This is a genomic window from Helicobacter sp. WB40, from assembly GCF_027859275.1.
GTDB classification, from domain to species: Bacteria; Campylobacterota; Campylobacteria; order Campylobacterales; family Helicobacteraceae; genus Helicobacter_D; species Helicobacter_D ibis.
Window position 1 is genome coordinate 55,324 of sequence record NZ_JAQHXS010000008.1, and the last position, 12,167, is coordinate 67,490.

Consider the following 12,167-nt stretch of genomic DNA (forward strand, 5'->3'; position numbering starts at 1 on the left):
CCTAATTTAAATTTGCAAATTTTAATGTAAATTCTACCTCACCTTTTCCGATTCTTAGCTCTTTTGCTATTGAATCTACACTCCAACCATCTTTAAACATAGAAATAATTCTGCCCTCATCAATGTTAGTAGGATTCGTAGGTGTGTAGGCAAATTCTTTTATTCTATCTTCAAGTCCAAATATCTTATTTTCAAGCATATCTTTAGAGTTTTCAAGTTGGTTTTGCAATAAATCAATTTGGCTTCTTAGTGGCATTACTGATGAGTGAAGGTTTGAATCTATTAGATTTTTCATCTCTAATCTCATGTCTTGGTATATTTGTTGTTTTATATTTGATTTAAATTGCTCTACATTCATTTCTGTATTTTTTATTTTTTTTTGTAGGCGATATACTTCTTTGTTTAGTTCTTCTATTGATTTTTCATATCTTTTGGTTCTTTTGGTACTTTCATTTTCTTTTATGTATAAATATATAATTAATAATATTAGAATAGCTCCAGCACCCACTGCTACCCATAACATTAGGTTTTCTTCATTTATCATACATTCGCCTTTTTGTCTGATTTTATCATTCTTATTAATGCTCTTTCTTTGCTTGCTACATAGCTATCCCACTCCATTTCGTCTCTAGCGTGTATTTGCTCTATGAATGCTAGTTCTTTGTTGTATTTAAAATACATAGGAACGATTCTTGTTGGGAATGTTGGTAACTCAACTCTTCCATAATATAGCGTATTTTCTAATAGATTTGAATCTTCTAGTGCAAAACACCCATGTCCTATTGTAGATATATTTGATGAATACTCTAGTGGTATGTATGTTTTTGGATTTTTTTCTATTTTGTTTTCTAGAATCTCTAGCTTTCTGTATATTTCTACTAATAATTCTAAGACAATTGTATTTTCGCTATCAAAATTACCCTTTTTAGCACGCATGATTCTTAGCCATTCACCTATTGGGTCTTCATCGCTTTGTGTTAGTTTGTTGAATTCTTTGGCACATTCTTCGCTTTTTATATGGGCTTGTTCGTATTGTATGTTTAGTGTTGTATTTATAAGACGACTTTTTTCCATGCAAATCCTTAAAGAATCAAATCAATTATGCAGAATATTAAAAATACAATACCCAAATAACCATTAACAACAAAAAACGCCTTTGGTATATTATTAAAGTCTTTTCTCACCAAATAATGCTCATAAGTTAATGCAATCATAGATATTAAAAGTCCAATATACATATATAATCCTAAGTTTGCATTATAAATAAAAAGACCCCAAAATATTATTGTAAAGACATGGAAGATTCGTGAAATTAAAATTGCTTTTTGAGCCCCAAATATGCTAGGTATTGAATATAAACCTTCTTTCTTATCATGTGCTATATCTTGTAGAGAATATAATAAATCAAAACCAGCTACCCAAAATAGCACACCAAGACATAAATACACACTCCAAAGTGGCACATATCCTAAAACCGCAATCACCCCAGCAATAGGTGCTAATCCTAGTGATAATCCTAGCATTAAATGTGCCATTGATGTAAATCTCTTCATTAAAGAATAACTAGCAAGGACTATTAAAATAGGAAAAGAAATATAAAAACACAGAGGATTTATAAAATATCCTATAAGCACAAAAATTATCGCATTAACCAAGATAAAAATTAGCATTCCATTAGGTGAGATTCTGCCATCTACACTTGGTCTATTTTGTGTGCGTGGATTTGTTATATCAAATTTCCTATCAGCATATCTATTAAATGCCATAGCAAAATTTCTGGCACTTAATGTGGCTATAATCCCAAATATAAGCAGTTTTAATCCAAACCAACCATTTTGTGCAGTGATCATAGCAATGAAAATAAATGGTAGTGAAAAAATGCTATGTTCAAACATTACAAGCTCTTTAAAGTCTTTTATTTTTTGCAGCATCACTTTACGCCTAGAGAGATGATTTTCTTAAATCCATCACTTACAGATAGGTTGGACATTCTTATATTTTCTTTGCTTATTTTGGCGATGAATCCTGAAGTTGGGTTTGGCGTTGTTGGTATAAATACCCAAAAAAACTCACCTTCATCTTTTGTTATAAATCCCATTAACTCCATTGTGCCCACATTTACATATGCTACCCCAAGATACCCTTCTTTGCCCTTGCCAGAGAAGATATTTAACACTTCTTTGATGCCTGAATATATACTCTTTACCAATGGAATCTTAGCAATTATCATCTCTGTTATACTAATTAGCAAAAATTCCTTATTCTTGTCTAGCAAATGTCCTATGTAGTATAAAAGACAAATGCTAAGTATAAAAATCACTATGGTGATAAAAAGATTCGAGTTTGTAATGCCAAATACGGAGTGGAAAATTGCCTCAAAAAAGTCATAGACAAATGAAAAAATCCAAAACAATAGTAAAAAAGGTAGTATTGCAATGATGCCTTTACTAACTTTAGAGATAAAGTTATTCACCAAAAATCCTTGAAAAAAATCTTAAAAAGTATGCGTGATTTTATCTTTTTTTGGTTAAAAAACAAAATTTGGTTAGAATTTATGATCTTAAAATATTAGGGGATATTCATGGATATTTTATATGCACCATCATTTAGGCTTGAGACAGATACTATTCATGCAAATTGCATGGTTAGTTATGATATTGTAAATATTGAGATTCTAAATTCTCTGCGGGGGAGGGGGGCAAAATATAGCTAAAAGCAATAATATATTATATCTTCCAAGCACAAAAACTCCACAAAAATATAATGAGACAGTATGCGATTCTTTACACTATGTAAAACAAATAGATTCTTTGTCTGAAGCTAGTGAGTGTGATTTTTTGATAACTGATAGTTCTGCTAGATTGCTTGCTTTTACTTGTGCGTTTTTAAAACCAGCAATTTTCTTCTATCCGGGATATGATAATGTGTCTTTAAGTGATGATAAATTGGATTTACTATTACCAAAAATAGCGTATGTTGCACATTCTATTAGTGAGTTAGATTCTGTGGTGCAAACTCTTAGTGAAACATTTGAAGACAGAAGACAAAATATATTAGAGTTTTTAGATGGAGATTTAGTATGATTGATTTGGTGCAAGAACAAATAAACAAATTTATAAGTATTACAAAAAAGGAGTTAGAATCTAAGCTAAGTAATGATAGGGAAAATATAGTAATAGTCTCATATTATCCAACTTATAGATCTCAATATGGTGAGCTAATAGAAAGGTTAATGGAGAGATATAATGTAATTGTTGTGTATTCTATGAAATGTAATGATGAGTTTGAAAAGAAGGGTCATCATAGCATGTTTATACCTTGGATAATTGTTGAGAATAATCAGACATATTATCTAAATATGGATATACCTAATATTGATCTAATAATTACTGCAGATGAGGTTGGGTATTTAGAAGGCAAGATAGATAAGACATTTTTAAGTAAGACTGCAAAGAGAATCTATCTACCACATAGACTAAATGGTGCTTGTGGGAACTTGGAGTATCATACAGGGGTTTTAGTGCCTAGCAAGAGAGCATTAGAAGGATTTAAAGAAAAAGATTCAAATAAGCTTATAAAATGCGGTTATCCACAGCTTGATTATGCTATTAAAAATTATACTTTTAAAGATACTAATACAATATGCTATGCACCTACATTAAGGTATGTAGAATATGATAGAAAAGCTAATGTAAATATATTTGCAGGATTAGAGATTCTAATAATTGAATGGTTGCTTAAAAACACAACTTTTAATATTGTGTATAGAGCTCACCCACTAGCATTTTCTAATAATCATTCATATTATAAAACTATACTAAGCAGATTTAGAGACGAAAAAAGATTTAGCTTCAATAATTCTATTGGATATGATTTTTTTAATAATATATCATTTATGATTACTGATTGGAGTTCTACTAGTAGGCTTTTTTCTTATACTACATTACGTCCTTGTTTATTTTTTATGCCATATCCTATGAATGATAGCGAATTAGCAAATGGAGAGTATGTATTTAGTGATTTAAGAGCAAGTAGTTTAGAATCCCTAAAAAAGTTAATGGACAATATAGACTATAAAAAAGAAGAAGCAAGATATAAACAAATGAGAGAAGATGAAGTCTATAACATAGGTAAGTCTTGTGAAGCTATTTTAGATTATATAGGCGATATTTTAGGGGGATAATTTTGAGAGCTATAATTCTAGCAGCAGGGCTTGGTAGCAGACTAAGACCTATGACTTTGCATACGCCAAAGCCACTTTTATTGGTTTATGGTAAGAGTATTTTAGAGCACAATATTGAGCTTTTATTAGACAATGGCTTTGATGATATAGTTGTTGTATGTGGGTATAAGCATGAATCTTTTGATGAGCTACAAAAGAAGCTTGGCTTTACAAAAATAGTTTTTGAAGACTATGAAGGTAAAAATAGTGCTGCCTCATTAAAGTTTGCAAAAGATTTCATACAAAAGGGAACTTTAGTTTTAAATGGTGATTTGTATTTAACTAAGTCTCCTTTAAATCATGCACGATTTGGCGTTACGCAAATATTGGCTCAAGTAATCAAAGATAAATGCTGGGGTTATGCTACTAGTAGCGATTGTGTGCTTTTAGATATTGATATTGATTGTGCAAATTCACTAGGAGATGGTGTAGCATTTTTTGATAATGAATCTGATATGCCTTATATCTTGGAATCTCTAGCTAAATGTAGTGATGATGAGTATTGGGAGGCTTTATTTTTAGAGCTATTTAGATACACTAGAGTATATGTGTTTGATAATGGAGAATTTTATGTAGAAATAGATAGCTTTAAAGATGCCTTGCAACAAAATATGCTAACCCCACAAGAAGTAGCACAAGCATGTTCTGATAATGGAGAGGCTACTAGGTTAGCTGGAATTACAAATATAAATTACAAAATAAGATTCTTAGGCAAAGATAAAGTAATTAGAATTGCAAATAAAGATATAGATAGAATAATAAATAGAAAAAAAGAAAGACAAATTTTTGAGATTATAGAAAAATATAACATCACTCCAAAATGCGAGTTCTATGAAAGTGGGATTCGTTTGAGTGATTTTTTGCAGAGTTATCATCATCTAAAATGTAATGAGCTAAATGATAATGTCTTGGAGAAAATAATAAGCCAAATGCATATATTGCATAAAATCAAACATGAAGATTATAGTTATATACCAAAATTATCGCTTGTAAATGAAATTAAAAAATATGAACAAGAAGCTAAAGTAATTCTAATTTCAAAAATAGAAAAGAGATTTCTGCTTAATATAGCAAAAGAGCTAGATACCGCTCCTAGTGTGTTGTGTCATAGGGATTTGCAATTGCCAAATATCTTATATGATGGGGATAATGTTTGTTTTATTGATTTTGAATATGCCGAATTTACTTCTATTGCATTAGAACTTGGGAATTTTACATCAGAATTGCTTATGTGTGAGAGCGAGATTAACAAAGTATGTCAAATGTATGGTGATATAAAGTATGATAGCGTGATAAAGGGGCAAGCAATAGCAAATTATATATGGGCATTGTGGGGATTTATTTATGATGATTATCCTTTAGCTAGAGATTATTTAGTAAGATTCCATGCAAATTTAAAATATCTCATGGAAAACAATGCTTAAAGGTCATTTGTTAGCGTTTTTATCGGTATTTATTTGGTCTAGTTTGTATATCCAAACAAGTCTATTATTAGAATCTTTTAATCCATTTACATTGCTTGTTTTGCAGTGTTTTATTGGATATTTGTTTTTGCTTATTGTTTATCCTAAATTTTGCAAGATTCTTAGTCTTAAAGAAGAGCTATTATTTTTACTTGCTTCATTGCTTGGAATTGTGTTTTATAATTTGTTTTTGAATTTGAGCATGGAAATATCAAGCCCTTCAAATGTGAGCATTATAATTGCCACTTCGCCCTTATGGACATGTATATGTGCATTCTTCTTACGCATAGAAAAACCTTACTTATTATTTTTTGTTGGATTTTTTATTTCGATTTTTGGCGTAGTGTTGCTAAATTTTGAATCTTTTTTGAGTTTTAATTTAAAGGGTGATATTTTAGCTTTATTATCTAGCGTATCTTGGGGATTGTATGCTATTTTGATTGCTAAATTATTGCATTATAATATTATCTTTTGTGTGCGGAAGATTCTATTTTATGGGCTTTTGTTAATTTTGCCATTGTCTTTTGTGTTTGATTTTAATTTTGCATTTTATAAAAGTTTGGATTTTATAAATTCGATAAACTTATTGTTTGTAGGCATTTTTTCGACTGGGATTTGTTTTGTTTTGTGGTTTTATGCTACAAAGTTAATAGGTGCAGTATCAGCAAATATTTATGTGTATTTAACTCCAGTGATTACGATTGTTGTTGCATTTTTTGTGCTTGATTATAAGCTTAGTTTGTTGCAGATTTTTGGTGTTATTTTTGTGCTTATTGGAGTGTTTGTATCTGAGAGAAAACCGCATAACAAAAAAACAAAAGATTCAAAATAAAAAGCATAAAAAATGCACTTTTGAACTTTATAGCTAGTAGGCTTAAGAGATTCGTAGCTAAAAATAGCACATAACTTTTTGTAAGTGTGATTGTGTTTATATCTATTGCCAACCATGCTAAAAGATACGAATCTAAAATCCCTCCATAGCCACATAAATGCAAGAATAAAACCAATGGATAATACACTACAAAAAGTAAGGTAAAAATTGGTGATAGTATTGATAGATATGAAAATTCATTAAAGAAATAATAAGAAATAATAGCCATGTTTATAAATATAAAAATATTAAATAAAGCGATATATAGAATCTTATTTATAATCCCACTCTTTAAGTTTATATATTTGCAAAATAAACAAATATACAACACTCCCATACATGAAAAATAAAATCCCAATGAAAATATAAGGCTAGGAAATAATGCTAAGAGTATAGCAACGCACCAAAATAGAGTTTCTAACTTTAAGATATTTATCCCTCTTATAAACATCAAAAACCCAAATCCATACAATGCAATAGCCCTAAGATATGAAGGGGATTGTGTTAAGAATAGATAATATATGACAAGTATGCTAAGTGCTAGGAAGCCTAAATCATAAAATTTATTTCTATATGGAAAATATCTTTTATGCAATGGAACATAAAATAGACCAAGCATAAAAAAACTAATTGCACTTAAGATTCCAGCATGATAACCAGATATGGCAAATATATGTGATATTCCATAGCCCTGCACTAGAGAACGCCACTCTTTTGGTAGGGATTCTGCTAAGAATAGTGATAGATAGTATTCTTGCATTATTTGTGTGTTATGTTGGCTTATTATGAGTTCTTTTATTTTGTTGTTTATTGGTTTTTCTTTTAGTAGGATTATATTAAAGCTAGGTGCATAAAATCCACGCAAGAATCCCAAAAAAGAGACTTTATTAAATATAACACGCAAGTTTATTAATCTACCTTGTATATTTTGTAAGTCTTCTTTTGAAGTTGTATAAAAGTTTCCAAAATCACTTTTTAACTTTAATACAAAATATTCATTATTATTCTTGTGTTTTGTATATTGAAGCAAGACTTGTGCTTGTATTAGTGGTGTTTTTTGTGCTTTTAACTCTAGGAAAATATAGTATTTATAAGAAAGTGTGAGTGCTAATATGATTAATAAGAATAAAAAGAAAAACACCCTCTCTTTATTGTTTGTAAATAAAGGGGCGTTCATTATTGCTTATTTATACTTTCCAAATAAGAACATCACTTTGAGAATTCTCTAAAACATCAATTGCAAAAAAGCTAACTTTACCACTTGTAGGTAGTGCTATTAATGATGCATTCTTGCTTTCTGCAACACTTAGCAGTCTAGTATAAGACAAAATCCCACTATCTAGCACAACTTCATTTTTATCTTTAAAGTTTTTTAAAAATTTTCTTGATTGTTCTTTTGCCTTTTGTTCTGATTTTTGATTATATTTTTCTATCTCATCATCATTAGCACCATAATGTCCAAGTCTCATTTCAAATGGTCTATTGATCATGTGATAAAAAATTATTTTTGCATTTGGGAAAATCTTTTTTGTTGTTTTTGCGACTTTTATAGACAAATCTGAAAAGTCAGTTGGTGAAAAAATATTTACATAATCAGATAGAGATTCATTTTTTGCTACTAGTATTGGTGTGTTTGATTTTTTTATGATTTGTTTTGTTGTTGAGCCAAGTAGTATTTCTGATATGTTGTGATTTTCTCCTGTTGCACCTATACATAAAAGTCTGCATCCTCTCTCATCAGCATGTTCGCAAAGATTCTTAATAGATCCTACATAGCAAAATTGCTGTATTTCAACTTCTGGGTTTGGAAATTTATCTTCAATAAATTTTGCTAGAGCATTTTTACCGGCTTTTTTATCTTTTTTTGGATCGTGGAATATAGAGTATTCTACTATATGCACGACATCTAAAGTATATTGTAATTTTTTTGCTAAATAGATTGCTTTAGTTAATGCAACCAAACTTTTGTCTGAAAAGTCCGTAGCCACCACGATTCTGTCTTTCATATAACCCCCCCATTATAAATATCATTTCATTTTATAATAAAAAAATAAAATGTAATTTAAATTATGGATTTTTTTAATCTTTTAAAACCTTCGTTTATTTCATCTTTTGATATTGTAAGAGGAGGAAGGAATCTTGCGGTATTTTTGCCACTTTTTAAGATTAGCACCCTATTTTTATGAGCTTTGTGTATTAGTGTCTTTAGGGTATTTTCATCTTTCATTCTAAGGCCCAGCATAAGCCCGATTCCTACTTTTTGTGTAAAAATATCGCAATATTCTTTTTGGAATTTTTCTAGCTTTTTGTTGAAGTATTTTATTGTTTTATCTAGTTTGTGATTTTCTTTTAGATTGCTTAGTATATCAAGTGTTGTTAGTGCAGCGCTTGTTGATAGGAAGTTGCCACCAAATGTGCTTCCATGATCTCCAAATGAGAAAATATCTTTTAGTGTGCTTAATGTAGCACCTATTGGCACACCACCACCTAAGCCTTTTGCGGTGGTTATTATATCTGGTGTTATATCATATAATGTTGAGGCAAACAATTCTCCACTTCTATAAATTCCACTTTGCACTTCATCTAGTATTAGTAATATATTTTTCTTTTTTAGATATTTTGCTATGGATTGCACTTTGTGTTTATCTAGTGGAGAGATTCCACCTTCACCTTGTATTAGCTCTAGCATTACTGCACATGTTTTATCAGTTATTTTATTTCTTATATCATCTAAGTCTTTTGCATAGACAAATCCATCTGGAAATGGATTAAAAAATTTGTGCATTTTTTCTTGTGCTGTTGCTTTTAGTGTTGTAATCGTGCGTCCGTGAAACGACGAATCAAGTGTGATTATTTCATATCTATTAGATGAATTCCCAAATTTTCTAGCAATTTTAATAGCACATTCATTAGCTTCAGCACCAGAGTTTGAGAAAAAAACCCTCATATCATATCCGCTTAGTTTGACTAACTTTTTTGCCAGTTTTGCTTGTGGTTCTATTGCGTATAGATTAGAAGTATGAATTAGATTCTTGCTTTGAATCTCAATTGTTTTGGATAATTTTTTGTTCCCATGTCCTACACTGCATACACCTATGCCTGAAGTAAAGTCAATATAATCTAAGCCACTTTTGTCAAATAAAGTAGCATTTTTACCTCTAACAAAATAGGTATAATTTCTAGCATAAGTATGCATTACATATTTTAAGTCCATGTTTTCCATAATATCCCCCCTAAATTAAATTATTCTAAACCATTTTTTACTGGGACAAAAGCACAAGATTCAAGCTCTTCTTTATTTTCTAAGCACCCATTTTTCTTAGTCCATCTTGTGATTATTTGTTTGTTGTTTGTTTGTATTGGTGCAACTAGGATTCCACCTTCATTTAGTTGGCTTATTATTGCATTTGGTATTTCCATAGGAGAGGCAGAAAATAATATCCTATCAAATGGTGCATAAGCACTCCAGCCATTTTGTCCATCATCTAGCTTTGTGTGTATATTGCTTATATTGCACAGCTTTATTCTTTCTCTTGCTTCTAGCAGTAGTTTATCAATTCTTTCTATGCTAAATACTCTTCTTATTATTTTGCTTAAAATTGCAGCTTGGTATCCACTGCCACAGCCTATCTCTAGCACACTATCAGCACCATTGCATTTTAAATATTCAGTCATTTTAGCAACCGTTAGAGGAGAGCTTATCCATTGATCTGCTGCCATAGGTAATGCATCTAGGCTATATGCCATGTAAGAAAATCCACTAGGTACAAAAATTTCTCTATTTACACTTAAAATAGCATTTTCAACTTCTTTGCTTATGGAGAATCTTCTGTGTATTTCTTTTACCATATTGGCTGTCTTTACAGATTGCATTATAATCCTATGTCAATGAATTTTCTTGCTTTTGCTACTTCATTGAAGTTTGCTTTTAGATTTATTATTTCTTTTGTGTCATCTCTAGTTTCATATCCAAGTGGAGTTATGATTCCACTTCCTTTTGCCATGCTATCATTTGCACCATTACTTGCTATTACGAAGCTTTGCGTTGTGATTGCTAGTGCTTTTGTTAGGGTCTCAAAGTTGTCTTTTCTTTCTTTGCTCCATTGGGCAGGGACAAGTATCAAATCGCAACCCTTTAATCTCTCCCAAAGTTCTATAAATCTAAGTTCAAAACAATTTATAGCACCACATTTTAAGCCATCTATGTTAAATGGTGTAATTTCTTCTATGTCGCCTGCTTTAAAGTGCAAATGTTCATTGCCTAGTGGAAATAATTTATTTTTGCTCTGCTTGTGCAATAGTTCTTTGTTATGAAATACCTTTAGATTGTTGTAAAAGCCATCTTTATATTTTTCTATCATTGTAGTTACTATTGTTTTTTCTTGTGATAGATCAAGTAATGCTTGTGTTGCAACTTTAGCAAACTCTGATGCTTCTTCCATTTTTTGATAGGCAAAATTAGTCAAACATACTTCAGGCAAGAGTATAATTGAATCTAAATCGCAGTTTATTATTAGCTCTCTTATGTGGTTTAGATTGTCCTCAAAATTTTGCTTTGTTTTTGCTTGTAATGCGTATAGTTGCTTAGAAATCATCAAAATTTATACTCCCCTTTGCATAGTTTGTAACATTGCCTTCAAAGAAATTGGTCTTTTGGTCATTAAATGAGCTAAAAGATTCCACCCATTTTATAGGGTGTTTTGCGTTGTATATTGGTGACATTCCTATTTTTTTTAGTCTATCATCTGCAAGATAGCATATATATTCTTCTATTATCTCGCTAGTTAGCCCCAAAATCTTGCCTTGAGTTATATAAATTCCCCATGCAGTTTCTATTTTCACCGCTTCTTTGAACATTTCTATAACTTCTTCTTCTAGTGATTTTGTGAAAAGATGAGGCATTTCTTTTTTTAGAGATTTGATCATATTTTGGAATAATAATAAGTGTGTTACTTCATCTCTTTGTATGAATCTTATCATTTGAGCACTTCCTAGCATTTTACCACTTCGTGCAAGAGTGTAGAAGTATGCAAAACCAGAATAAAAATAAATGCCTTCTAAAATTTGATTTGCAAACATAGCCTTTAGCAATGCTTCTTCTGTCGGATTTTTGGCAAGCTCTTCATAAACATTTGCAATATAATCATTTTTACTTCTTAGGTGCATATCTGTTCGCCACATTTCATAGATTTCATCTGTGTTAGCAGAAATTGATTCAACCATTACTGCATAGCTTTGTGAATGCAATGCCTCTTCAAATGCTTGACGCACTAGAATTAGATTTATCTCTGGGCTTGTTACATATGGATTTACATTATCAATTAGATTATTAGTTTGAAGAGAATCCATAAATATAAGTTGCGCTAAAGCCCTATCATAGCCTATTTTTTCCTCTGGTGTTAGTCCATCTGTATAGTCTCTTTTATCTTGCGTCATATTGACTTCTTCTGGGAACCATGAGTTTGCAAGCATTACTTTCCATAGGTTATACGCCCATTGATATTTTATTTTATTAAGCTCAAAAATACTTGTTGGATTTCCGCCAAAAATTTTTCTGTCATTTACGCCTTCAGTGGAGTTTGGATTATATATTTTCTTTCTATTTATCATT

15 protein-coding genes are annotated in these 12,167 nt (G+C 30.6%); 5 read left to right on the plus strand and 10 right to left on the minus strand.

Annotation, left to right across the window (positions count from 1 at the left end; all coding sequences use genetic code 11):
• Position 1: 1 nt before the first annotated feature.
• From PF022_RS06890 to PF022_RS06905, 4 genes are read right to left on the minus strand one after another with little or no spacing between them, the layout of a single operon-like run.
• A complete protein-coding gene (locus PF022_RS06890; RefSeq protein WP_271021761.1) occupies positions 2–544 on the minus strand; it encodes a hypothetical protein in 543 nt (180 codons plus the stop codon).
• Entirely contained in the window at positions 541–1,074 is a 534-nt protein-coding gene (locus tag PF022_RS06895; RefSeq protein WP_271021763.1) for a hypothetical protein, read from the minus strand. The genes PF022_RS06890 and PF022_RS06895 overlap by 4 nt, the downstream gene beginning before the upstream one ends.
• An 8-nt stretch (positions 1,075–1,082) precedes the next feature.
• Positions 1,083–1,931 carry a menaquinone biosynthesis prenyltransferase MqnP gene (mqnP, locus tag PF022_RS06900; protein WP_271023315.1) on the minus strand — a complete coding sequence of 283 codons (849 nt, stop codon included), beginning with the start codon at positions 1,929–1,931 and terminating at the stop codon, positions 1,083–1,085.
• Positions 1,931–2,473, minus strand: coding sequence for a DUF502 domain-containing protein (locus PF022_RS06905; RefSeq protein WP_271021764.1), 543 nt, complete (start codon positions 2,471–2,473; stop codon positions 1,931–1,933). The genes mqnP and PF022_RS06905 overlap by 1 nt, the downstream gene beginning before the upstream one ends.
• Before the next feature lie 108 nt (positions 2,474–2,581).
• Between PF022_RS06905 and PF022_RS06910 the strand changes: the two genes are divergently transcribed.
• The 5 genes from PF022_RS06910 to PF022_RS06930 all read left to right on the plus strand — a co-directional run bounded on the left by PF022_RS06910 (position 2,582) and on the right by PF022_RS06930 (position 6,517).
• The gene (locus PF022_RS06910; protein ID WP_271023316.1) at positions 2,582–2,713 is read left to right on the plus strand and encodes a hypothetical protein; all 132 of its coding nucleotides are present in this window, start codon (positions 2,582–2,584) and stop codon (positions 2,711–2,713) included.
• A gap of 97 nt (positions 2,714–2,810) precedes the next feature.
• Positions 2,811–3,083, plus strand: a complete 273-nt coding sequence (locus PF022_RS06915) for a hypothetical protein (RefSeq protein ID WP_271023317.1) — start codon at positions 2,811–2,813, stop codon at positions 3,081–3,083.
• Positions 3,080–4,183 carry a CDP-glycerol glycerophosphotransferase family protein gene (locus tag PF022_RS06920; RefSeq protein WP_271023318.1) on the plus strand — a complete coding sequence of 368 codons (1,104 nt, stop codon included), beginning with the start codon at positions 3,080–3,082 and terminating at the stop codon, positions 4,181–4,183. Before PF022_RS06915 ends, PF022_RS06920 begins: the two co-directional genes overlap by 4 nt.
• Before the next feature lie 2 nt (positions 4,184–4,185).
• The gene (locus tag PF022_RS06925) at positions 4,186–5,646 is read left to right on the plus strand and encodes a sugar phosphate nucleotidyltransferase (protein WP_271023320.1); all 1,461 of its coding nucleotides are present in this window, start codon (positions 4,186–4,188) and stop codon (positions 5,644–5,646) included.
• On the plus strand, positions 5,639–6,517 hold the full coding sequence (locus tag PF022_RS06930) for a DMT family transporter (RefSeq protein WP_271021769.1): 879 nt from the start codon (positions 5,639–5,641) through the stop codon (positions 6,515–6,517). The genes PF022_RS06925 and PF022_RS06930 overlap by 8 nt, the downstream gene beginning before the upstream one ends.
• On the opposite strand, the gene PF022_RS06935 is transcribed toward PF022_RS06930, so the two are convergent.
• The 6 genes from PF022_RS06935 to PF022_RS06960 are packed head-to-tail and all read right to left on the minus strand — an operon-like array spanning position 6,456 to position 12,166.
• Positions 6,456–7,733 carry a ComEC/Rec2 family competence protein gene (locus tag PF022_RS06935; RefSeq protein ID WP_271021771.1) on the minus strand — a complete coding sequence of 426 codons (1,278 nt, stop codon included), beginning with the start codon at positions 7,731–7,733 and terminating at the stop codon, positions 6,456–6,458. The genes PF022_RS06930 and PF022_RS06935 overlap by 62 nt on opposite strands.
• 10 nt (positions 7,734–7,743) lie before the next feature.
• Positions 7,744–8,562 carry a universal stress protein gene (locus PF022_RS06940; RefSeq protein WP_271021772.1) on the minus strand — a complete coding sequence of 273 codons (819 nt, stop codon included), beginning with the start codon at positions 8,560–8,562 and terminating at the stop codon, positions 7,744–7,746.
• Positions 8,563–8,618: 56 nt separating this feature from the next.
• On the minus strand, positions 8,619–9,779 hold the full coding sequence (locus tag PF022_RS06945; protein WP_271021774.1) for an aspartate aminotransferase family protein: 1,161 nt from the start codon (positions 9,777–9,779) through the stop codon (positions 8,619–8,621).
• A gap of 20 nt (positions 9,780–9,799) precedes the next feature.
• Entirely contained in the window at positions 9,800–10,429 is a 630-nt protein-coding gene (locus PF022_RS06950) for a protein-L-isoaspartate(D-aspartate) O-methyltransferase (RefSeq protein WP_271021775.1), read from the minus strand.
• A complete protein-coding gene (locus tag PF022_RS06955; RefSeq protein ID WP_271021776.1) occupies positions 10,429–11,151 on the minus strand; it encodes a carbon-nitrogen hydrolase family protein in 723 nt (240 codons plus the stop codon). The genes PF022_RS06950 and PF022_RS06955 overlap by 1 nt, the downstream gene beginning before the upstream one ends.
• On the minus strand, positions 11,141–12,166 hold the full coding sequence (locus tag PF022_RS06960; RefSeq protein WP_271021777.1) for a ribonucleotide-diphosphate reductase subunit beta: 1,026 nt from the start codon (positions 12,164–12,166) through the stop codon (positions 11,141–11,143). The genes PF022_RS06955 and PF022_RS06960 overlap by 11 nt, the downstream gene beginning before the upstream one ends.
• Between the last annotated feature and the right edge of the window lies 1 nt (position 12,167).